This window comes from Nocardioides sp. GCM10030259, from assembly GCF_042666375.1.
Lineage (GTDB): Bacteria > Actinomycetota > Actinomycetes > Propionibacteriales > Nocardioidaceae > Nocardioides.
In genome coordinates, this window is sequence record NZ_JBHTDF010000002.1 from 17,527 (window position 1) to 37,947 (window position 20,421).

The 20,421-nt window shown below is 73.3% G+C and carries 21 protein-coding genes; 12 read left to right on the forward strand and 9 right to left on the reverse strand.

The window, feature by feature from the left end:
* Positions 1 to 3 precede the first annotated feature (3 nt).
* Both ACFQQI_RS00375 and ACFQQI_RS00380 read right to left on the reverse strand, forming a co-directional pair.
* The gene (locus ACFQQI_RS00375; protein WP_378556219.1) at positions 4 to 543 is read right to left on the reverse strand and encodes a tripartite tricarboxylate transporter TctB family protein; all 540 of its coding nucleotides are present in this window, start codon (positions 541 to 543) and stop codon (positions 4 to 6) included.
* A 34-nt stretch (positions 544 to 577) separates the two neighbouring features.
* A complete protein-coding gene (locus tag ACFQQI_RS00380; protein ID WP_378556222.1) occupies positions 578 to 1,576 on the reverse strand; it encodes a Bug family tripartite tricarboxylate transporter substrate binding protein in 999 nt (332 codons plus the stop codon).
* A 138-nt stretch (positions 1,577 to 1,714) separates the two neighbouring features.
* On the opposite strand from ACFQQI_RS00380, the gene ACFQQI_RS00385 reads away from it, so the two are divergent.
* The 6 genes from ACFQQI_RS00385 to ACFQQI_RS00410 all read left to right on the forward strand — a co-directional run bounded on the left by ACFQQI_RS00385 (position 1,715) and on the right by ACFQQI_RS00410 (position 7,427).
* A complete protein-coding gene (locus ACFQQI_RS00385) occupies positions 1,715 to 2,626 on the forward strand; it encodes a LysR substrate-binding domain-containing protein (protein WP_378556225.1) in 912 nt (303 codons plus the stop codon).
* A 133-nt stretch (positions 2,627 to 2,759) separates the two neighbouring features.
* Positions 2,760 to 3,674: a 5-dehydro-4-deoxyglucarate dehydratase gene (kdgD, locus tag ACFQQI_RS00390; protein ID WP_378556227.1), complete on the forward strand. Its 915-nt coding sequence runs from the start codon at positions 2,760 to 2,762 to the stop codon at positions 3,672 to 3,674.
* Positions 3,675 to 3,690: 16 nt separating this feature from the next.
* On the forward strand, positions 3,691 to 5,190 hold the full coding sequence (locus tag ACFQQI_RS00395) for an aldehyde dehydrogenase (NADP(+)) (protein WP_378556229.1): 1,500 nt from the start codon (positions 3,691 to 3,693) through the stop codon (positions 5,188 to 5,190).
* On the forward strand, positions 5,187 to 6,509 hold the full coding sequence (locus ACFQQI_RS00400) for an enolase C-terminal domain-like protein (protein ID WP_378556231.1): 1,323 nt from the start codon (positions 5,187 to 5,189) through the stop codon (positions 6,507 to 6,509). The genes ACFQQI_RS00395 and ACFQQI_RS00400 overlap by 4 nt, the downstream gene beginning before the upstream one ends.
* A 96-nt stretch (positions 6,510 to 6,605) precedes the next feature.
* Positions 6,606 to 7,007 carry a group 1 truncated hemoglobin gene (locus ACFQQI_RS00405; RefSeq protein ID WP_378556234.1) on the forward strand — a complete coding sequence of 134 codons (402 nt, stop codon included), beginning with the start codon at positions 6,606 to 6,608 and terminating at the stop codon, positions 7,005 to 7,007.
* Positions 7,008 to 7,013: 6 nt separating this feature from the next.
* A complete protein-coding gene (locus tag ACFQQI_RS00410; RefSeq protein WP_378556236.1) occupies positions 7,014 to 7,427 on the forward strand; it encodes a DivIVA domain-containing protein in 414 nt (137 codons plus the stop codon).
* A 10-nt stretch (positions 7,428 to 7,437) separates the two neighbouring features.
* On the opposite strand, the gene ACFQQI_RS00415 is transcribed toward ACFQQI_RS00410, so the two are convergent.
* From ACFQQI_RS00415 to ACFQQI_RS00430, 4 genes are all read right to left on the reverse strand, one after another.
* Positions 7,438 to 8,499 (reverse strand): glycosyltransferase, encoded by a 1,062-nt coding sequence (locus ACFQQI_RS00415; RefSeq protein ID WP_378556239.1) that lies wholly within the window; start codon positions 8,497 to 8,499, stop codon positions 7,438 to 7,440.
* Between the two features lie 36 nt (positions 8,500 to 8,535).
* The gene (gene ctlX / locus ACFQQI_RS00420; protein ID WP_378556242.1) at positions 8,536 to 9,576 is read right to left on the reverse strand and encodes a citrulline utilization hydrolase CtlX; all 1,041 of its coding nucleotides are present in this window, start codon (positions 9,574 to 9,576) and stop codon (positions 8,536 to 8,538) included.
* Between the two features lie 64 nt (positions 9,577 to 9,640).
* Positions 9,641 to 10,612: an N-acetylglucosamine kinase gene (locus tag ACFQQI_RS00425; protein ID WP_378556245.1), complete on the reverse strand. Its 972-nt coding sequence runs from the start codon at positions 10,610 to 10,612 to the stop codon at positions 9,641 to 9,643.
* Positions 10,609 to 11,838, reverse strand: coding sequence for a 6-phospho-beta-glucosidase (locus ACFQQI_RS00430; protein WP_378556248.1), 1,230 nt, complete (start codon positions 11,836 to 11,838; stop codon positions 10,609 to 10,611). The genes ACFQQI_RS00425 and ACFQQI_RS00430 overlap by 4 nt, the downstream gene beginning before the upstream one ends.
* Positions 11,839 to 11,876: 38 nt before the next feature.
* On the opposite strand from ACFQQI_RS00430, the gene ACFQQI_RS00435 reads away from it, so the two are divergent.
* The gene (locus ACFQQI_RS00435) at positions 11,877 to 14,876 is read left to right on the forward strand and encodes an alpha-mannosidase (RefSeq protein WP_378556251.1); all 3,000 of its coding nucleotides are present in this window, start codon (positions 11,877 to 11,879) and stop codon (positions 14,874 to 14,876) included.
* A 109-nt stretch (positions 14,877 to 14,985) separates the two neighbouring features.
* Here the strand turns inward: ACFQQI_RS00435 and ACFQQI_RS00440 are convergent, their stop codons facing one another.
* The gene (locus tag ACFQQI_RS00440; RefSeq protein ID WP_378556254.1) at positions 14,986 to 15,381 is read right to left on the reverse strand and encodes a hypothetical protein; all 396 of its coding nucleotides are present in this window, start codon (positions 15,379 to 15,381) and stop codon (positions 14,986 to 14,988) included.
* 214 nt (positions 15,382 to 15,595) lie between these two features.
* Here ACFQQI_RS00440 and ACFQQI_RS00445 point away from each other — a divergent pair, with 214 nt between their 5' ends.
* The gene (locus tag ACFQQI_RS00445) at positions 15,596 to 16,048 is read left to right on the forward strand and encodes a hypothetical protein (RefSeq protein WP_378556257.1); all 453 of its coding nucleotides are present in this window, start codon (positions 15,596 to 15,598) and stop codon (positions 16,046 to 16,048) included.
* Here the strand turns inward: ACFQQI_RS00445 and ACFQQI_RS00450 are convergent.
* Entirely contained in the window at positions 16,032 to 16,373 is a 342-nt protein-coding gene (locus ACFQQI_RS00450) for a hypothetical protein (protein WP_378556260.1), read from the reverse strand. The two genes, ACFQQI_RS00445 and ACFQQI_RS00450, sit on opposite strands and share 17 nt — an antisense overlap.
* A gap of 185 nt (positions 16,374 to 16,558) precedes the next feature.
* Between ACFQQI_RS00450 and ACFQQI_RS00455 the strand changes: the two genes are divergently transcribed.
* Positions 16,559 to 16,855, forward strand: a complete 297-nt coding sequence (locus tag ACFQQI_RS00455) for a hypothetical protein (protein ID WP_378556263.1) — start codon at positions 16,559 to 16,561, stop codon at positions 16,853 to 16,855.
* Here ACFQQI_RS00455 and ACFQQI_RS00460 read toward each other — a convergent pair.
* A complete protein-coding gene (locus ACFQQI_RS00460) occupies positions 16,849 to 17,499 on the reverse strand; it encodes a maleylpyruvate isomerase family mycothiol-dependent enzyme (RefSeq protein WP_378556266.1) in 651 nt (216 codons plus the stop codon). The genes ACFQQI_RS00455 and ACFQQI_RS00460 overlap by 7 nt on opposite strands.
* Before the next feature lie 111 nt (positions 17,500 to 17,610).
* Here ACFQQI_RS00460 and ACFQQI_RS00465 point away from each other — a divergent pair, with 111 nt between their 5' ends.
* The 3 genes from ACFQQI_RS00465 to ACFQQI_RS00475 all read left to right on the forward strand — a co-directional run bounded on the left by ACFQQI_RS00465 (position 17,611) and on the right by ACFQQI_RS00475 (position 20,347).
* Positions 17,611 to 18,063 (forward strand): MarR family winged helix-turn-helix transcriptional regulator, encoded by a 453-nt coding sequence (locus tag ACFQQI_RS00465; protein WP_378556269.1) that lies wholly within the window; start codon positions 17,611 to 17,613, stop codon positions 18,061 to 18,063.
* Between the two features lie 43 nt (positions 18,064 to 18,106).
* Positions 18,107 to 18,808: a hypothetical protein gene (locus tag ACFQQI_RS00470; protein ID WP_378556272.1), complete on the forward strand. Its 702-nt coding sequence runs from the start codon at positions 18,107 to 18,109 to the stop codon at positions 18,806 to 18,808.
* 96 nt (positions 18,809 to 18,904) lie between these two features.
* Positions 18,905 to 20,347: a PepSY-associated TM helix domain-containing protein gene (locus tag ACFQQI_RS00475; RefSeq protein WP_378556275.1), complete on the forward strand. Its 1,443-nt coding sequence runs from the start codon at positions 18,905 to 18,907 to the stop codon at positions 20,345 to 20,347.
* The last annotated feature ends 74 nt before the right edge of the window (positions 20,348 to 20,421 follow it).

The following is a 20,421-nucleotide window of genomic DNA, read 5'->3' on the forward strand; positions in this document are numbered from 1 at the left end:
CCCTCAGAACAGGTGGGGCAGCGGGATGCGCAGCCCGTAGAGGAACAGGAAGTAGAAGGCGGCGACGGTGCAGATCGCGACCGCGATGGTGCTGCGCCAGGACTCGCCGCCGAGGAAGCGCAGCCAGATCACGCACAGCAGCAGCGAGGGGATCTCGAAGCCGATGACGGGCATCAGCACCCCGAGCCCGGCGAACGTGACGACGCCGACGAGAGGCAGCACGCTCGCCCGGGTGAACTTCTCCGAGTCGGTGAGCTGGCGGCCACCGACCAGCAGCGCGGCCGACAGCACGCAGATGACCACGCTGATGACGAACGGCCACATCCCCGCCTCGGGGCGGCGCAGCGAGCCGAGGCCGTACCCGTAGGAGAGCACCATCCCGATCACGCCGATGGCGAGAGCGACGAGCGCGCCGACCACCTGGTACGCAGGTCCGCCTGCGGGCGGCCGATCCTCCGCGAGGTCGTGGGCCACCTCGGCCCGGAGCTCGGCGAGGATGTCCGGCTCTCCGGACTCCGGCCGCGGTGCGCGCTCGTCGCTCATCGTCATGTGTCCTCCGTGTGGTCCCGGCGCGGGATCAGCCTTCGCCGAGGTTGATGTCGTACTGCTCGACGAGGTCGGCGTACCGCTGCTTGTCCTTCTCGAGCTGGGCGACCAGCTCGTCGCCGGAGATCTCCATCGGCGTCAGGCTGTTCTGCTCGTTGAAGGACTGGTACTCCTCGGTCTCGAAGGTGGACTGCATCGCCTCGGCGATGGTCTCCTGCACGTCGTCCGAGGTGCCCTTCGGGACCGTCATGAAGCGGTACTGCGCGACCTCGACGTCGAGGCCCTGCTCCTGGGCGGTCGGCACGTCGGGCAGGTACTCGACTCGCTCCGGCCCGAAGACCGTCAGAGGCACCAGCTTGCCGGACTCGATGTTCTCGATCGCCTCGCCCACCTGGAGGCAGGCGGTGTCCACCTGGCCGCCGAGCACAGCGGTGAGCGCGGGGGCGCCGCCGTCGAACGGCACGGCCTCGCCCTCGACCCCGGCGTTGCCGAGCAGCAGGGCGCACGAGAGCTGGGAGCCGGTGCCGACGCCGGTGGTGCCGTAGGTGACCTTCTTGGTCGCACCCTTGAGGGCGTCGAGGTCGGCGTACCCGCCGTCGGGGTTGGTGACCATGACGTAGTCGTCGCGCGAGACGCCCTGCACGACGTCGAACTCGTCGATGCTGGTGACCTCGTCCTCGCCCACCGCGAGCGGCGTGATCGCGAAGAGCGAGGCGTTCTGGATGGCGATCTTCGAGCCGTCCGCCTCGGCCTTGGCGATCTCGTCGGCGGCCAGCGCGCCGTTGGCGCCCTCCGCGTTGATCACCGGGAACGACGTGCCGAGCTCGTCGGAGAGCCCCTTGGAGACCGCACGGCTGATCAGGTCGCTCGAGCCGCCGGCGGACGCGCCGACGTACATCTCGACGGTGCCGTTCGGGTAGTCGTCGCCTCCGTCGCCACTGCCGGTCGAGGTCTCGACGCCGCCGCAGGCGGTGAGGGCCAGGGTCGCCGCTCCGATCACGGCGGCAAGGCAGGTGGTGTGCTTGCGCATCGTTGACTCCTTGGTCGGTCCGCCGGGCACTGCCCGGCGCTGTGTGACCACCGACACTAGGTAGCCACTTCGATGCCCGTCCAAGCCCGTTTCGGCATGGAGTGATCCATCTCGTGCATCGTCAACTACGCTGGCCGGGTGATCACGCTCGACCAGGTCCGGTCCTTCGTGGCGGTCGCGGAGGAGCTCCACTTCGGCCGCGCGGCCGAGCGGCTGCGGATGACCCAGCCGCCGCTGTCGCGGCAGATCCAGAAGCTGGAGAAGTCGATCGGCGCCCAGCTGCTCGAGCGCGACAACCGTCGCGTCGTGCTGACCGGCGCCGGCGCCGCGTTCCTCGACGAGGCCTACCGCATGCTCAACCTGGTCGACAGCGCCGGCGACCTCGCCCGACGGGTCGACGCCGGCGTGGCGGGCATCGTGCGGCTCGGGTTCACCGCCGTCTCCGCGATCTCGGTCCTGGGGCCCCTGCTGCGCCGGCTGACCGCCGAGCTGCCGGACGTCGAGGTGCGGCTGTCGGAGCGCGTCACCAACGCGCAGGTCGACGGCATCCGCCGGGGCGAGCTCGACATCGGCCTCGCCCGGCCGCCGTTCGACACGTCGTTCCTGTCCTCGCGGGTCGTCCTGCGGGAGCCGCTGATGGCCGTCGTGCCCGAGGCCCACCCGCTCGCCGGGCTGGACCGCCCGCTGACCCCGCAGGACTTCGAGGGCGAGGCCGTCATCGGCTACCACCCGCAGCAGTCGCGCTACTTCCACGAGCTGACCGCGCGGTTCCTCGCGAACGCGCACCCGCGCATCGACCAGCGGGTGCACCAGGTGCTCACGGCGATGCTGCTCGTCGCGGCGGAGCGCGGGGTCGCCCTCGCTCCGGCGTCGTCGTCGTCGCTGCACGTCGAGGGCGTCGTGCTCAAGGAGCTCAGCCACGGTGGCGGCGACACGCGCCTCGACGCCGACCCGGAGCGCCCGGTCGAGCTGCACGCCATCTGGGCCCGCGACACCGTCACCCCGGTGATGCGCCGGGTGCTCGGGGTGATCGGGGACGTCGCCGGGTAGTCCGGCGCGGCCGGCGTACGCCGTGCATGCCCGGTGGGTATCGCGGGATTCAAATTCGGGCTTGGACAGGCATCGTCGGACGTTCCTAGCGTGGTGATCACCGCCACTCCGACCGACGACGAAGGACTCGAACGTGACCGAGTACAGCCCCACCGACCTGGCCGCCCAGCTGAAGAGCGGGCTGCTCTCGTTCCCGGTCACGCACTTCACCGAGGACCTCCAGTTCGACGAGGGCGGCTACCGCAAGCACCTCGCCTGGCTGGCCGAGTACCCGGTCGCCGGGCTGTTCGCCGCGGGGGGCACCGGGGAGGGATTCTCGCTCACCTTCGACGAGACCGACCGCGTGGTCCGCGCCGCGGTCGACGAGGTCGCCGGCACCGTGCCCGTGCTGGCCCCCGCGACCGGCGGCACCGCCAACGCGATCGCGCAGGCGCAGGCCGCCGCGGCGGCCGGGGCGGACGGCCTGCTGCTGATGCCGCCGTACCTCACCGAGGCGGGCCAGGCCGGCCTGGTCGAGCACGTCAGCCGGGTCTGCGACGCGACCGGCCTCGGCGTCGTGGTCTACAGCCGGGCCAACGCCGTGCTCACCGACGTCTCGGTCGCGACCCTGGCCGACCGCAACCCGACGCTGATCGGCTTCAAGGACGGCGTGGGCAGCATCGAGCAGATGACCCGCACCTACGCCCGGGTGGGCGACCGCCTCACCTACGTGGGCGGCCTGCCCACCGCGGAGACCTTCGCCCTCCCGCTGCTCCAGCTCGGCGTCAGCACCTACTCCTCGGCCCTCTTCAACTTCCTGCCGGGCTGGGCGATCGAGTTCTACGACGCCGTGCGTGCCCAGGACCGCGACGAGGTCTACCGTCGACTGAACGAGTTCGTGATCCCCTACCTGGACATCCGCGACCGCACCGCCGGGTACGCCGTCTCGATCGTCAAGGGCGGGCTCGCCGCCATCGGTCGGCCCGCCGGCCCGGTCCGGCCGCCCCTGACCGACCTGCGGGACGAGGAGGTCGCCGAGCTCCGCGACCTGATCGCCCGCATCTCCTGACGCCCGAGAGGAACCCATGCCTGAGCACCCCCGCTCGATCATCGCCGGCGCCGAGTCCGAGGGCGCCGACGTCGTCGCCGCGACCGTCGCCGCCGCCACGGCGTTCGCGTCCTACCGGGCGACCACCCCGGAGGAGCGCGGCGCCTTCCTCGACGCGGTCGCCGACGAGATCGAGGCCGACCGGGCCGCGATCGTCGAGGCAGCGATCGCCGAGAGCCACCTGCCCGAGCCCCGGCTCGCCGGCGAGGTGGGGCGGACCACCGGGCAGCTGCGCATGTTCGCCGGCGTCGTACGCCGCGGCGACCACCTCGGCGTCCGGATCGACCCCGCGCTGCCCGACCGTGCGCCGCTGCCCCGCGCCGACATCCGGCAGCGCCAGGTCGCGCTCGGCCCGGTCGCCGTCTTCGGCGCCAGCAACTTCCCGCTCGCCTTCTCGACCGCCGGCGGCGACACCGCCTCGGCCCTCGCGGCCGGCTGCCCGGTCGTCGTGAAGGGACACCCTGCCCACCCCCGCACCGGCTTCCTCGTCGCCCAGGCCGTCACCCGGGCCGTCGAGAAGCACGGGCTGCACCCGGGCACCTTCTCCTTCCTGCTCGAGGTCGATGGACAGCGCGGCATCGACCTCGGGCAGGAGCTCGTCCAGGACCCGCGGATCAGGGCCGTCGGGTTCACCGGCTCCCGCGGCGGCGGCCTGGCGCTCGTGGCCGCCGCCGCCGCGCGGCCCGAGCCGATCCCGGTGTACGCCGAGATGTCCTCGATCAACCCGGTCGTGGTGCTGCCCGGCGCGCTCGCCGGCGACGTCGCGGGGCTCGCGTCGGCGTACGTCGGCTCGCTGACGCTGGGCAGCGGCCAGTTCTGCACCAACCCCGGCCTGCTCTTCCTGCCCACCGGGGAGGCGGGCGACGCGTTCCTGCGTGCCGCGGGCGACGCCGTCGCCGAGGCAGTCGGCGGCACCATGCTGACGCCGGGCATCGCCGCGGCGTACGAGCGGGGCACGACCGCGCTCGGTGAGGTCCCCGGCGTCCGCGTGGTCGGCCAGGGCACGGCCGGCGGCGAGCACGCCCCGGCGCCCCAGGTCGTCGAGGCGCCGACGCTGGCCGGCGTGACCGACGAGGTCTTCGGCGCCTCCGGTGTCGTGGTCCGCTTCGACTCGGTCGACGACCTGCTGCCGCACCTGGAGACGCTCGAGGGACAGCTGACGGCGTCCGTGCACGCCACCGCCGCCGACACCGAGGCGGCGCGGGCGCTGCTGCCGGTGCTCGAGCTCAGGGCGGGTCGGATCCTCTTCAACGGCTGGCCGACGGGCGTCGAGGTCGGCCACGCGATGGTCCACGGCGGCCCGTTCCCGGCGACCTCCGACCCCCGCGGCACCTCGGTCGGCAGCCTGGCGATCGAGCGGTTCCAGCGGCCCGTCGCCTACCAGGACGTGCCGGCGGACGTGCTGCCCGAGCCGGTGCGCGACGACAACCCGTGGGGCCTCGCCCGCCGGATCGACGGAGAGCTGCGACTGCCGTGACGACCACGATCGCCCAGGTCGAGGTCGTGCCCGTGGCGGGCCACGACTCGATGCTGCTCAACCTCAGCGGTGCGCACGCGCCGTACTTCACCCGCAACATCGCCATCGTCACCGACTCCGAGGGCCGCGAGGGCGTCGGCGAGGTGCCCGGCGGGGAGGCCATCCGCGCCACGATCGCCGACGCGGCCGCCCTGCTGGTCGGCCAGCCCGTCGCGCGCCACCGTTCTCTCCTGCGCGACGTCGCCGCGCGGTTCGCCGACCGCGACGCCGGCGGGCGCGGGCTCCAGACCTTCGACCTGCGGACGACGATCCACGCGGTCACCGCCCTCGAGTCGGCGCTGCTCGACCTGTCCGGCCAGGAGCTCGGCGTGCCCGTCGCCGAGCTGCTCGGCGACGGCCAGCAGCGCACGAGCGTCCCGATGCTCGGCTACCTCTTCTACCTCGGCGACCCCGACTCGACCGACCTGCCCTACCTGCGCGAGCCGGACGGCGCCGACGACTGGGAGCGGGTACGCCGCGAGGAGGCGCTCACCCCGGAGGCGGTGGTCCGGCTCGCCGAGGCCGCGCAGCAGCGCTACGGCTTCGTCGACTTCAAGCTCAAGGGCGGCGTGCTCGCCGGCGAGGAGGAGGTGGCCGCGGTCACCGCGCTGCACGAGCGCTTCCCCGAGGCCCGGATCACCCTCGACCCCAACGGTGGCTGGCTCCTCGCCGACGCCGTACGCCTGCTCAACGGCAAGGACGACGTGCTGGCGTACGCCGAGGACCCCTGCGGCGCCGAGGGTGGCTTCTCCGGCCGCGAGGTGATGGCCGAGTTCAAGCGCGCGACCGGGCTGCGCACCGCGACCAACATGATCGCCACCGACTGGCGCCAGATGGCGAGCGCCGTACGCACCAACGCCGTCGACATCCCGCTCGCCGACCCGCACTTCTGGACGATGGCGGGTTCGGTGCGGGTCGCCCAGCTCTGCCACGACTTCGGGCTGACCTGGGGATCGCACTCCAACAACCACTTCGACGTCTCGCTCGCGATGTTCACCCACGTCGGCGCCGCGGCGCCCGGCGAGATCACCGCGCTCGACACCCACTGGATCTGGCAGGACGGGCAGGAGCTCTCCGAGAACCCGCTCCAGATCCGCGACGGCGCCATCGCGGTGCCGACCGCTCCCGGCCTCGGCGTGCGCCTCGACCGGGACAAGGTGGGCGCGGCCCACGAGCTCTACCTCGAGCACGGCCTGGGGTCGCGCGACGACGCGGTCGCGATGCGCTACCTCGTGGCGGACTGGGTGTTCGACCCCAAGCGCCCCTGCCTCGTGCGCTGATCCCTCCCCAATACTGGCAGTGCCTCTTGTCAGAACACCTCCGGGATTGGTAGGAAGACTGCCCGTGGTTCGGGGTTGGATTCTTGGGAGGGAACCATGGGAGAGGTGCTGCGCGACCGCAGTTCCGACTACGAGCGGATCGGTGGAGGGCCGGCCGTCACGGCCGTGGTGGACCGTTTCCACGAGCTGATCCTGACCGATCAGACGCTCGTCGAGTTCTTCGACAGGACGGACATGGCCCGGCTCCGGCGCCATCAGGCACAGCTGATCACGCAGGTGCTCGGCGGCCCCGCTGCGTACGACGGCCCGGACCTCCGGGCGGCGCACGCCGGCCTGGGCATCGCCCGAGGCGACCACCTCAAGGTGGTCGCCCATCTCGTCCAGGCCATGGTCGAGCTGCGGGTCGCGCCGGCCCTCCTCGAGAGGATCCGTGTCGCGCTGGCGGCCACGGAGCCCGACGTGGTGTCGGTCGGTGCCAGCTGCACGCCGGGGCGGTGACGCGACGTGACGCAGCACGACCAGATCGCACGCCAGGCGCCGGACAGCATTCGCAGCGAGGTGTTCAGCCACCGCATGCGCGGCCTGGACGAGGAGGAGGTCCGCGACTTCCTCGAGCTGCTCGCCGGCCAGATCGAGGCGGCCGACGCGGAGACGGCCCGGCTGCGGGCCGAGATCGAGGATCTCCGCAACCAGAACCGCATCCTCCGGCTGGAGCTCGACGCGGGACCCACGGAGATCACCCCGCGGGCGGCGGCGCTCTTCAACCATGCGCAGCTGGTCGCCGACCAGCTCGTGGAGGAGGCCGTCGTCCACGCACGCGACCTGATGATGGCCGCGCGGATGCAGCAGCGGGACATCCTCGAGAGCGCGCGACGGGCCGCCGGCGCGACCGCGGGCCTCGGCTCGCAGCGGCTGTGACCCAGCGGGCTCAGGCCGGCGGCTCGGCCAGCGCGCGATAGCGGTCCGCTTCGGCGCCGCGGCCCTGGGACTCGTAGAACACGACCAGGTTGCGGGCGGCCAGGTGGCTGCCGCGGCCGACCACCGACCCCGGCAGGTGCAGGTTGTCGCCGAGCTCGAGGCAGCGCTGCCAGGACGACTCGATGAGCGGCAGCAGGCCCTCGGCGGCCGCCGGGTTCGCGAGCGCGTGCTTGAGCAGCAGGTTGCCGAGGCCGAACCAGAAGTCCGCCGAGTTCTGCCAGTGGGGCAGCTCGGCGTCGGCGATGTCGATGGCCTCCTCGGTGCGCCCGTCCTCGCCGAGGCAGTAGACGTAGCGCGTCACGAGCGCGTGCTGCCAGGCCGGGGTCCGGGGGCCGGTGGGCCCGTTGAGCGCGTACGCCTCGGCGTACGACGCGCAGGCGGCGCCGAACTGCCCCGCGGCCTCGTGGTCCTTGCCGAGCTGGTAGTGCAGGTAGGCGTCGTCCGGGGTCTCGGACAGGGCCTTCTCGAGGAGCAGCCGGTTGCGGCCGGCCTTGCGCTCGAGCTGGACGCCGAGGTAGCCGTCATGCGCCAACCGGAGGTCGAGCCGGCGGCGGGGGAGGTCGTGGACGGGCTGCTCGTGGACGCGGCCGGTGTACCGCACGTCGGCCGGCAGCAGCCGCTCCTGCCAGGACTGCTCCGTCGTGCCCGCGTCGGTGGGGCTCTCCACCCGGACCATGCCGGCGAAGGTGGGCTCGGCGAGGCGCAGCCCGGCGAGGGTCTCGGCCCCCGCCACCACCCACTCGTCGGCGTCGAGGACGAGCCGCCACTCGCCGTCGCACAGGTCGAGCGCAGCGTTGCGGGCGGCGGCGAAGTCGTCGACCCAGGTGAAGTGGTGCACCCGCGCCCCGGCGGCCGCGGCCAGCTCGGGCGTGTTGTCGACCGACCCGGTGTCGACCACCACCATCTCGTCGACGAGGTCGCGCACGCTGTCGAGGCAGCGCGTGATCGACCGGGCCTCGTCGCGCACGATCATGGCCAGCGAGACGCGCCGGCCCGCGGTGTCGTCGGGCACCGCTTCACCCTACCGGCCGGCAGCGTCCGGCCTGGATCAGGCGCCGACCTCGGCCATGGCCACGTCCTGCCCGTCGGTGGTGGTCGGGTGCTCCTCGTTGATCGCCTCCACCGCCTCGGTGAGCTCGGGCTCGGCGGCGACCGGTCGCCGGTCGAGGTGGACCCCGGCGATCATGCAGCGGACCGATCCGCCGGCCAGCTCGATCGTGGGGATGTCGACGGAGACGATCTCGCAGGACTCCTCGATCGCCGCGATCTGGTCGGGCCGGAGACTGCGCCGAGCGCGCCCCGACATCGCCATGATGTAGCGACGCTTGCCCTCCGGCGTCCGACCGCAGAGCTCCACGGCGTTGCCGGCGAACTCGCGGATCTGCTGCTCGGTCAGCGGGACCACCGTGCGTCCGTTGACGGCGAGCCTCTCGCGGACCTGCTCGCGGCGCTGCTCGTCCGCGATCATCTCCAGCGCGATCATCGCGACGTCGGTGCCGACGCAGGCGATGACGTTGGTGTGGTAGACGGGCACGCCGTCGGAGTCCACCGCCTCGAAGGCCATCGGCTCGTAGTTGAAGTCGCTGCAGAAGCGCTCCAGGACGTGCGTGTCGCCCCGGTGGCTGACCGCCATGTAGGCCACCCGCGACACGTGGTCGAGCACCATGGCGCCGGTGCCCTCGAGGAAGATGCCGTCGGGCTCGAGCCCGGAGTAGTCGATGATCGTCTGGCACCGGTACGCCGACTTCAGCATCTCCAGCACGTCGGCGCGGCGCTCGTGGCGGCGGTTCGACGCGTACATCGGGTAGACGGCGACGTAGCCGCCCGCGTGGGTGGACAGCCAGTTGTTCGGGAAGACGCTGTCCGGGCGGGTGTGGTCCTCGTCCTCGAAGACGTGCACCCTCACGCCGGCGTCCCGCAGGGCCTGGGCCAGTGCGTCCATCTCCGCCAGCGCCTTCGCCGACGTCGCGTCGTCGGACTGGCCGGGCGGGATGTCGCGCTGGAACGCGTTGTCGGCAGCCGTTGCGGGGTTCGGGACGAATCGCTCCGCGCGGATCAGGATGACGGCGGAAGGGGCCTGGGCACTCACGATCTCCGAATGTAGAGGACGGCGTACCCGGAGCCGGACGGCGGGGGAGGCGATCAGCCGAGCGTCACGGTCGCGGGGCCGGGCGCAGCAGCGGCAGGAGTCGGGCGCCGAGGTCGGCGACGGACGGCGCGGAGGAGCCGAGCAGGTCGAACGCCATCAGGACCGACCCGACGACGGGCGGCTCGGTGCTGACGATGACCTCGAACCGGTCGTCGAGCGCGGCGGTGATCGCGTCGAGGAGCACCGGGTTGCGCGACTGGAGCAGCCCGCCGCCGAGCACGACGGGCACGGGGCCCGAGTCCCAGGCCAGACGGCGTACGGCGGTGGTCGCGAACGCGACGACCTCGGCGGCCTGGCGCTCGACGATCGACCGGGCGGCGGCGTCGCCGTCGGTGGCGGCGGAGAAGACGACCGGGGAGAGCTCCAGCAGGCGGTCCTGGCGGAGCGTGCCGGCCAGCACGGCCTCGCTCACCTGGAGCGGCCGGTCGAGGCCGAAGTGGCGGGGCACCAGCCGCTCCAGCACGGTGGCGGCGCCGCGGCCGTCCTCGGCCCGGCAGGCGACGGCCAGCCCCTCGGCGCCCACGTCGAAGCCGCCGCCCCAGTCGCCGCTGAGCCGGCCGAGGGAGTGGAAGCGGGCGACCCGGTCGCCGTGCGCGCCGACGCAGTTGATGCCCGCGCCGGAGACGACCGCGATGCCCTCGCCGGTCGGCGACCCCGCGCGGAGCAGGGCGAAGGTGTCGTTGACGACCGACATCTCGGGCGCCACCGCGACCGCCGCGAAGCGGTCGGCCATGTCCCGCTCCTGCTCCGGCAGGTCGAGGCCGGCCATCGCGATGGCCGCGGCGTCGAACCCGGTACGTCGTCCGCACGCGAGCTCGACGAGGTCGAGCACGTGGTCGGCGGCGGTGTCGAAGGTCAGATCGCCGGACACCCAGCCGGTCCCGGCGGCGGCGCCGACCACGACGCCGGCCCGGTCGACGACCGCGACGTGGGTCTTGGAGTTGCCGACGTCGACGCCGAGGACCTCGCCCGTCATCGCGACAGACCGGGGAGGAGCCGCTCGACCTTGTCCCACTGGCCGACCAGCGGGTGCGCCAGCAGCGCCCGGCGTACGTCGTCCTCGTCGCCCGAGATCGCGGCCTGCGCGGCGATCCGCTCGTAGGCGCTCACGTGCTGGATCGCGCCGAGCAGCACCGGCGGCACCTCGGGCTGCGGCAGCGGCTCGACGCCCTTGCGGCTCACCAGGCAGCGCGTCTCGATGACGTCGTCGTCGGCCAGCCCGGGGATCAGCCCGTCGTTGCGCACGTTGACCACGTGCGGGGTCGGCTCGTCCGCGTGGAGCGACGCCAGCAGGTCGACGGCCGCCTCGCTGTAGAAGGCGCCGCCGCGGCCCTCGAGCTGCGCGGGCTTCTCGACGAGCTCGGGGGAGCGGTAGAGCTCGAGCAGCTCGGCCTCGAGGTCGGCGACGACCGCCGCGCGCGGCCTCTCGTGGCGCTGCTCGGCGACCGCGATGTCGTGCTCGTAGTAGTAGCGCAGGTAGTACGACGGCAGCGCGCCCAGCAGCCGCACGAGGTGCTCGGGGAACGGCGAGAACTCCTGCAGCTGAGCGAAGCGCTCGTCGATCAGTCGGGGCAGCACGTCCTCGCCGTCGAGGAACACCCGACGCGTCCACGAGAAGTGGTTGAGGCCCACCGGGTCGACCTCGACGCGAGCGGGGTCGACCTCGAGGATCCGCGCGACCCGGCGCTGTACGCCGATCGCGACGTTGCACAGCCCGATCGCGCGGTGCCCGGCGTCGAGCAGCGCCCTCGTCACGATGCCGACCGGATTGGTGAAGTCGATGAACCACGCGTCCGGCTTGGCGATCCGCCGTACCGCGTCGGCGATGTCGAGCACGACGGGCACGGTGCGCAGCGCCTTCGCGAGACCGCCCGCGCCGGTGGTCTCCTGGCCCACGCAGCCGCACTCCAGTGGGAACGTCTCGTCGGCCAGCCGCGCCGCCTGCCCGCCGACGCGCAGCTGCACCAGCACGGCATCGGCGTCACGCACCGCGTCGGTGCGGTCGGTGGTGAGCCGGACGTCGGTCGTGAGGCCCTGGTGGGCCAGCATCCGCTGCGCGAAGCCGCCCACGACCTCGAGCCGCTCGGCGTCGACGTCCATGAGCACGAGCTCGTCGACGGCGAGACGCGAGCGTTGGGCGGCGAGCCCGGAGACCAGCTCGGGGGTGTACGTCGAGCCGGCGCCGATGACGGTGACCTTCACGTCGACACCCTAGAGCGGTCTCATGGCAGCCTGAGCGCGTGCACCGGAATCTGTACGACGAGCGCCACCGTCTCGTCCGCGTCCTGGCCCGGATCCGCGCCGCCGCCGAGGTCGGCGCCCATCCGCTCGACATCGCCTTCACCGAGCTCGAGGGCGAGCCGGTGCCGTTCGCCGACGCCGTCGCGCGGCCGTTCGAGCCGGGCGCGATCGGGATGCCGTGGGGTCCGCCGTGGGGCACGACCTGGTTCCACCTGACCGGCGACGTGCCCGAGGGCCTGCGCGGGCAGCGGGCCGAGCTGGTCGTCGACCTCGGCTTCCGCGGCGGCGGTCCGGGCTTCCAGGCCGAGGGCCTCGCCCACCGCGCGGACGGCTCGATCATCAAGGGCGTCGAGCCGCGCACGACGTACGTCCCGCTCGACGGCGACGGTCCCGTCGACGTGTACGTCGAGGCCGCCTCGAACCCCACCCTCCGTGGCACGAGCCCGACCCCGCTCGGCGACCCCGAGACCGCCGGGTCGGCGCCGCTCTACCGGCTCAACCGCGCCGATCTGGTCGTCGTCGACGAGGAGGTGCGCGCCCTCGGCCTCGACATCGAGGTGCTGCTCGACCTCGCGCACCGGCTGCCGGAGCACGACACCCGCCGCGAGCAGCTCCTCGTCGGGCTGGTCCGAGCGATCGACCGGCTCGACCTCGACGACGTACGCGCGCAGGCTCCCGGGGTCAGGGCCGAGATCGCGCCGCTCCTCGCGGCGCCCGCGAACGCCAGCGCCCACCGGGTCTCCCTCGTTGGCCACGCCCACATCGACTCGGCGTGGCTGTGGCCGGTGCGCGAGACGATCCGCAAGTGCGCGCGCACGTTCTCCAACGTCGTGGCGCTCGCCGAGGAGCGACCCGAGCTGCGGTTCGCGTGCTCCTCGGCGCAGCAGTACGCCTGGATGAAGGAGCACTACCCGGCCCTGTGGGAGCGGATCCGGAAGACCGTGGCGAGCGGCCAGTTCGTGCCCGCCGGCGGCATGTGGGTGGAGTCCGACACCAACCTGCCCGGCGGCGAGGCGATGGCGCGCCAGCTCGTGCACGGTGGGCGCTTCTTCCGCGACGAGCTCGGCGTCGAGTGCCGCGAGGTGTGGCTGCCCGACTCGTTCGGCTACACGGCCTCGCTGCCGCAGCTGGCCCGCCTGGCCGGCGCGCGCTGGTTCCTCTCCCAGAAGATGTCGTGGAACGAGACCAACGACTTCCCCCATCACACCTTCTGGTGGGAGGGCATCGACGGCACCCGCGTCTTCACGCACTTCCCGCCCGCCGACACCTACAACGGAGAGGTCACCGCCGACGAGTTGCTGCGCGGGCAGCGCGGCTTCCGCGAGAGCGGCGCCGCCACCCGCGCGCTGCTGCCGTTCGGGTACGGCGACGGCGGCGGCGGGCCCACCCGCGAGATGCTCGAGCGCGCCGCCCGGTTCGCCGACCTCGAGGGAGTGCCGCGGGCCGCGGTCGAGACGCCGGCCGAGTTCTTCGCCGCTGCCGAGGAGGAGTACGCCGCGGACGCGCCGGTGTGGTCCGGCGAGATGTACCTCGAGTACCACCGCGGCGTCTACACCAGCCAGGTCGCGATGAAGCAGGGCAACCGGCGCACCGAGCGCCTGCTCCGCGAGGCCGAGCTCTGGGCCACGACCGCGGCGGTGCGCGCGGGCACGGCGTACCCCTACGACGAGCTCGACCGGCTCTGGCGCGCCGCGCTGCTCAACCAGTTCCACGACATCCTGCCCGGCAGCTCGATCGCGTGGGTGCACCGCGAGGCGCGAGCGGTGTATGCCGAGCTGGAGGCGTCGCTCGAGGGCGTCATCGGCGCGGCCCTGGCCGCGCTGGGTGGCGACGGCGACGTCGCCTTCAACGCCGGGCCGTTCGAGGTCGACGGCGTGCCCGCGCTGTCGGCCGGTCCGGTCGAGGTCCCGGCCGGCGCCGTCTCGCTGGAGCGCTCCGACGACGGCCTCGTTCTCGACAACGGCGTGCTGCGGCTGAGCCTCGACGGCGCCGGCGTGCTGATGTCGGTTCTCGATCTGCGGGCCGGCCGCGAGGTGCTCGCGGGTCCGGCCAACCTGCTGCAGCTCCACCCCGACCACCCCACGCAGTGGGACGCGTGGGACATCGAGCCCCACTACCGGGCCCGGTCGACGGGCCTCGACGCGGCGGAGGATGTGCGCGCCGAGATCGCGCAGGACGGAGCCGCCGAGGTGGTCGTCGTACGCCGCGAGGGGCCGTCGACCTTCGAGCAGCGGCTGCGCCTGGCGCCCGGTGCCGGCCGGGTCGAGCTCGAGACGACCGTCGACTGGCAGCACCGCGAGACGCTGCTCAAGGCGGCCTTCCCGCTGGCCGTGCACGCCGACCGATCGACGTCGGAGATCGGCTTCGGCCACGTGCACCGGCCCACGCACACCAACACCTCCTGGGACGCGGCGCGCTTCGAGATCTGCGCGCACCGGTGGCTGCACGTCGGCGAGACCGGGTACGGCGTCGCGCTCGTCAACGCCACGACGTACGGCCACGACGTCACCCGCGCGAGCTCCGGCGACCGCCGCGGCTCGTCACCGACGACGGTGCGGCTCTCGCTGGTGCGCGCGCCGAGCTTCCCCGACCCCGGCACCGATCAAGGCACCCACACGTTCCGCTACGCGCTGGTGCCCGGCGTCGATGTCGCGGGGGCGGTGCGGGAGGGCTACCGGATCAACCTGCCGCTGCGCCAGGCCGTCGGCGCCGACGTGGCTCCACTGGTCGGCGTCGTCGCCGGCTCGGCCGTGGTGGAGGCGGTCAAGCTCGCCGAGGACCGCAGCGGCGACGTCGTCGTCCGCGCCTACGAGTCGCTCGGTGGCCGCACGACCGCGCGCCTGTGGCTCGGCCTCGACCACACGGGCGTCGAGGTCGTCGACCTGCACGAGAGGTCCGACGACGAGGTGGCCGCGCTGGCGCCGATGACCGTCGACGGCGACACGGTCGTGCTCGACCTCGGGCCGTTCCAGGTGGTCACGCTGCGGATCCGGCGCTGACCCGACCAGGTGCGGTCTCCGGATCCGGGCTGCGTGAGCCGGACCCGGAGACCCCCAACCTGATGACAGCCTGCCCCCGCCGTCCCGCGACGACAAGACCTCAGGCCCGTCATCTTCGCTCGAGTCGGATCGCCAGCAGGTCTGCGAGAGCGATGGACTCGCCGTCCCTGGCGCCCTCGCCGACCTGGAGCGGCGGGGGAGCGGGCTCGGCCCGGATCGTCCGCCACCTCCCGAGCCGCATCGGCGGCACCACGAGCTCGTAGTAGCGACCGTCCGCGCCGACGCCGACCGACCGGTCGTTGCGCAGGTACCACCCGACGATCCCCGTCCGGTACCGCTGACCGCCCGTCCACGGCCGGGCCGTCAGCTCCTCGGTCGGGATGCCGGTACGCCGCGCCTCCTCGACGAACCCGTCGATCAGCACCTGTGCCTTCGCCGACTCCTGCTCCCGCCGGCGCCGCTGCGCCTCGCGGTGCTCGTGTGCTCTCTCGGCGCGGTCGGACATGGGCTCCCGTTTCCTCGACTGCTCCGACCCTAGTGGCCCCCATTTCACGACGGGAATCGTCCCGACAACGCCTGTTTCGTATGGGGTATTCGGCTCCTCACCCGGGTACCGTTTCATCAGGAGCTCTGGGGCGATGGGCACGGGTGCTGGTGCACGAAAGGCCAACGGGTGGGGTTCGCATCCCACCTTGACGGTGTGGGCCTACGACTCCCCGATGGGAGCCGCGGCGGGCCATGTCCGGATGCGCGAGCTCCAGCGCCAGGGCGGGGTGATCGTCGAGGACGCGATCACGGTGACGTGGATCCCCGGCACCCACCGGCCACGCATCGGGCACCTCCGGATGCCGTCGCCGCGCGGCAGCTCCGTGCTGAGCCCGGTGGTCGAGGCGCTGATCCGCCCGTCGTACCGCGACCCGGTGCCGATCGTGGCCGAGGTGCTCGAGGGCACCGGCGTCGACGAGCGGATCCTGGACGAGCTGCGGACGGCGGTCGCCCCGGGCGGGTCGGTGCTGCTGGTCCTGTCGATCGGCGCCGACCCCGACCAGGCCAGGACCGCGATCGCGCGCGGCCTGGCCCGCGGGGACGTGACGATGACGTACGCCGTGCTCGCCGGGGACGCGGTGGCGAGGCTGAGGACCCTGGTCGACGCGGTCAGCCCGGTGCGTTGACCGGGCTGGCGGTCAGGTGCGCGCCGAGCCCCGCGGCCGCGAGCGCGAGCCCGGCGGGCGTCCCGGGCCGGCAGACGATCTGGAGGGTGTGGCCGTGTGCGGCGACCAGGTGGCGGACCCGGTCGATCAGCCGGATCGCCGAGCCGCTGAGGACGTCGACGTGCAGGATGTCGATGACGTGGATGCTCGGCGAGCGGCAGATGCAGTCGAGGACGGCGGTGCCGACATGGGCGCAGCCGCGGGGATCGAGATGGCCGCCGAGATGGACGGTGCCGTGCGCCTCGTCGAAGTCCATCCAGAGGTCGGGGGCTGCGGAGAGGGTCATCGGGATGCTCGCTCGGGAGGCGACAGGGCCAGACGCGTCATACCCGCAGCCACCCCGATCACTCCTCCCGCAGAGGTAAAGCCGGCCTGCGGTGGCGCGGTTCCCCAAATTGCATGAGCCCGCGCATGGTCGTCGGGGCCCGCGGACACCGGCACAATGAGGGAGTCGAGACATCGGGAGGTCTCATGAGTGGGAAGCTGTGGTTGCTCGCCGGAGCCGCGGTCGGCTACGTGCTCGGGGCACGTGCCGGCCGGGAACGCTACGACCAGATCGCCGCGAAGGCGCAGTCCGCGTGGCGCGACCCGCGGGTGCAGGAGAAGGTCGGTCAGGCGCAGGATGTCGCGAAGGAGAAGGCCGGCCAGGCGGCCCACGAGGTCGCGGAGCGCGCCGGCCATGCCCAGCAGGCGCTCAAGGACAAGGTGGCGTCGCCGGACGGCGCCGACGCGACCCCGACCCCGGGTTCGCCGACCGAGCGCTACTGATCGACCGGAGTGCCGGCCCGGAGCAGCTCGACGCCCGGGCCGTGCAGGCGCGCGAGCGCGGCCTCGTCGCGACCCGACGCGAGCAGGATCAGCGCGGCGAGCGGGCCCGTGACCACGGGGCCCTCGCCCAGGGCGATGTCTGCGTCGGTCGCGGCGAGGGTGCAGGCGCCGAGCCGCTTGCGGGCAGCGAAGGGCCACCCCATGTCCCACACGCGCCTGAGCACGGCCACGCCGGTGTCGGTCGGGACCGGCCGCTCGACGCCGAGCGGGACCGCGATGTCCTGGCCGTGGATGACCACGTCGAGCAGCACGTTGCGCGCCATCGCCACGACCGGGAGCGTCCGCGACGACGCCCGGTCGCGCAGGCCGGACACCAGCTCGTCGGTCGGCCGGTCGGCCCACGCGATCGCGACGTCGCGCCCGAAGTCGAACAGGTGACCGCGGGCGCGGGCGATCCCGGCCAGGGTCGCACCGAGCGTCGGCTGCCCGTGCAGCGTCATCTCGAGGTGTGCGGCCACGTCGCGGACCCGCCACTCGGTGCACAGCGACGGCGCCTCCCACTGCTCGGCGCTCAGGCCGGCGAGCAGGTCGGCGAGGCTGCGCCGCTCGGACTCGATGCGGGTCCAGTGGGTCTCGGTGTCCATGCCTGCCTCCGCCCCGGGCCGGTACGCCGATCCGGCGAGCCCGCCGTGCATTTAGTCAGTGAGACTGACTAAAGTGTGCTCCTGACAGCTCCGACTGGCAAGGGGGACCTGGTGGCCGACGATCCCGGGATCAGCCTCGGCGTCCTGCTCTTCCTGCCGTACCGGCACCTCGAGCAGCGCATCCTCGACGCGGTCGTGGCCGCGGGCTACCCGATCACCCTCTCCCAGGCCCGGGTCTTCCAGCGGATCGACGCGGCGGGATCGCGGCTGACGACGCTGGCCGAGGCCGCGCAGGTGACCAAGCAGACCGCGGGCTTCCTCGTCGACCAGCTCGAGGCGCACGGCTACGTCACCCGCGTCGTCGACCCGACCGATGCGCGGGCGCGGCTGGTCAGGATCGCGCCCCGGGGCCGCGCCGCCATCGAGGTGGCCGGCCGGGTCCAGGCGCAGATCGAGGACGAGTGGCGCCGCCACCTCGGCGCGGACGCCGCCGACGAGCTCCGGCACACACTCCTGCGGCTGCGCGAGATCACCGACCCCTGGGCCGACACTTCTGAGGTCTAGCCGGGGTTTAGTACAGTGGCGCGGTCAACTTAAGGAGCTGTCCGTGAACGCCGGGACCCGGGTCGATGCTGCCGTGCTGTGGGCACGCGCCGCGCTGCTCGGGTTCGTCGCGTTCTTCGTCGGCGTCGTCGGCCACGTCACCGCCGACGGCCGGCTCCCGGGCCCGGCGTACCTCGTCGCCCTCCTGCTGATGGCGGTGGCGCTGAGTGCGCCCCTGCTCCAGCGGCAGGCGACGCCGCTGCGACTGGTCGCGCTGCTGGTCGGCGGGCAGGCGGTCATCCACCTGGTGCTGACGGTCACCGCAGGCCACACCGGCGACGTCCGCGCCGCCTCTCCCGCTGTCCGCTCGGGCGCCCTCGACGCCCTGCCCGTGGTCGGCGGCCACCGCGTCGGCTCGCTCCAGGACGCGTACGACGGCGCCGCCCACCAGTCCGGCGGCGTCGCGCCGAGCCTGCCGATCGGACACCTGGTCGACGACCTCGCCGCCCACGCGCCGATGATGGCCGCCCACCTCGCGGCGGCCGCGCTGGTCGCGCTCTGGCTCGCGTACGGCGAGCACTGCCTCTTCACGCTCATCGCCCTGATGGGCCGCCGCATCCTCGCGGTCGCCCTGGGCCTCGTGCCGGTCGTCGCCGGCGGGCCGCGCCTCACGCGCGTCGTCGCCGCGCACGCCCCGCGCGGCCCTCGCTCGGCCTGGCTGGTCCGCCCCGACTCGCGTCGCGGGCCACCCGTCCTCGCTGCCTGAAGCCACCCACCCTGCGCCGGACCCGACGAGGTCCCGGCGCGCTCGCGCGTCGCCACATCGTGGCGCGCGCGGCCTTCATGCCCCGAGGAGACAACGATGACCGACGTCGTCGCGCCGCGGCGCGATCCCGCCGACCCACCGGGACGGCCCCCCAGCCAGGCCAGGTCCACCGGCGCCGGATGGTTCCGCGCCGTCTGGCGCTGGCACTTCTTCGCCAGCTTCCTGGTCGCTCCCGTGCTGCTGTTGCTCGCGGTGACCGGCCTCATCTACCTCTTCCGCTTCGAGCTCGAGCCGCTCCTGCACCCCGACCTGATGCAGGTCGACCGCCCGGCCGGAGCCGTGGCCCAGCCGTACGTGCAGCAGCTCGCGGTCGTAGAGTCGGCGTACCCGGACTCCACGGCGGTGTCGCTCGCCGAGCCGCGCCAGGCCGGCGACCCGACGATCATCTCGATCGAGACCGCGGCCGGGGAGTCCCGCGACGTCTACGTCAGCCCCTACGGGCCCGAGGTGCTCGGCTCGCTGAACCCCGACACCACGCTCTCGGGCACCGCGATCCGGCTGCACGCCGACCTGATGACCGGCAGCAAGTGGGGCGGCTACCTGATCGAGCTCGCCGCCTGTTGGGCGCTGGTCATGGCGGTCACCGGCTACTACCTCTTCGTCCGCGGCTGGCGGGCCCGCCGGCGGGCCCGGACGACCGGCCGACCGGGTGCCCGGCTGCGCTGGCGCCACGGCCTGGTCGGCGCGGTCGCCGGCGTCGGCCTGCTGATGCTGCTGGTCAGCGGCCTGCCGTGGACCGACTTCTGGGGAGCGAAGGTCCAGGAGCTCGCGACCCGGCAGGGCACGTCGATGTGGAGCACCGACCACGGCGCGATCAGCAACCCGACGTCCACGCTCGACGAGTCGCTGCCGCACAGCCACCTGCAGGACGTGCCGTGGGCCCAGCAGGAGTCCGAGGTGCCGTCGTCCGACCCGCGCGGCCGGGGGCGCAACGTCGCGAACGTCGACACCGCGATCGAGGTCGCGGACGGCGCCGGGCTGCGGCACCCGATGACGGTCGCGCTGCCCCCTGCGGACGACGAGACCGGGGTGTATTCCGTGATCGGCTACGCCTTCGACGCGCCCTCCGACGAGCGCACCGTGCACGTGGACCGGTACGGCGGCGACGTCGTCTCGACGTACGGCTTCGACGACTACCCGCTGCTCGCGCAGGTCGTCTCCCACGGCATCGGGCTCCACGAGGGTCGCAGCCTCGGGCTGTGGTCGTTCTGGGGCTCGGCGCTGATGTGCGCGGCGATCGTCTTCATGTGCGTGAGCGGACCGCTGATGTGGTGGCGCCGGCGGCCGCGCGGCAGCGGCTCACTGGGCGCGCCGCGCGGCAGGCTGCCGGTCCGGGCCACCCCGGTGCTCGCGGCGCTGCTGGTCGTGCTCGCCGTGGTGCTGCCCCTCTTCGGGCTGTCCCTCCTGCTGGTCCTGGTGCTCGACCAGCTGGTGCTGCGTCGGGTGCCCGCGCTCGCCCGCTGGTTCGGCACCACGTAGGCGGCTTCTCAGGTCCCCGGGTGGTCTGCCGATCGTTGCCCTCGTCCGGTCCACCCGGGGATGCCCGTTGCGAA

Coding starts and splice junctions, on each gene's coding strand:
- ACFQQI_RS00405 (WP_378556234.1), top strand. CDS start 6,606: ATGGGAGAGGTGCTGCGCGACCGCAGTTCCGACTACGAGCGGATCGGT.
- ACFQQI_RS00460 (WP_378556266.1), bottom strand. CDS start 17,499: ATGGACACCGAGACCCACTGGACCCGCATCGAGTCCGAGCGGCGCAGC.
- ACFQQI_RS00475 (WP_378556275.1), top strand. CDS start 18,905: ATGACCGACGTCGTCGCGCCGCGGCGCGATCCCGCCGACCCACCGGGA.
- ACFQQI_RS00445 (WP_378556257.1), top strand. CDS start 15,596: ATGGGAGCCGCGGCGGGCCATGTCCGGATGCGCGAGCTCCAGCGCCAG.
- ACFQQI_RS00450 (WP_378556260.1), bottom strand. CDS start 16,373: ATGACCCTCTCCGCAGCCCCCGACCTCTGGATGGACTTCGACGAGGCG.
- ACFQQI_RS00375 (WP_378556219.1), bottom strand. CDS start 543: ATGAGCGACGAGCGCGCACCGCGGCCGGAGTCCGGAGAGCCGGACATC.
- ACFQQI_RS00455 (WP_378556263.1), top strand. CDS start 16,559: ATGAGTGGGAAGCTGTGGTTGCTCGCCGGAGCCGCGGTCGGCTACGTG.
- ACFQQI_RS00395 (WP_378556229.1), top strand. CDS start 3,691: ATGCCTGAGCACCCCCGCTCGATCATCGCCGGCGCCGAGTCCGAGGGC.
- ACFQQI_RS00380 (WP_378556222.1), bottom strand. CDS start 1,576: ATGCGCAAGCACACCACCTGCCTTGCCGCCGTGATCGGAGCGGCGACC.
- ACFQQI_RS00440 (WP_378556254.1), bottom strand. CDS start 15,381: ATGTCCGACCGCGCCGAGAGAGCACACGAGCACCGCGAGGCGCAGCGG.
- ACFQQI_RS00425 (WP_378556245.1), bottom strand. CDS start 10,612: ATGACGGGCGAGGTCCTCGGCGTCGACGTCGGCAACTCCAAGACCCAC.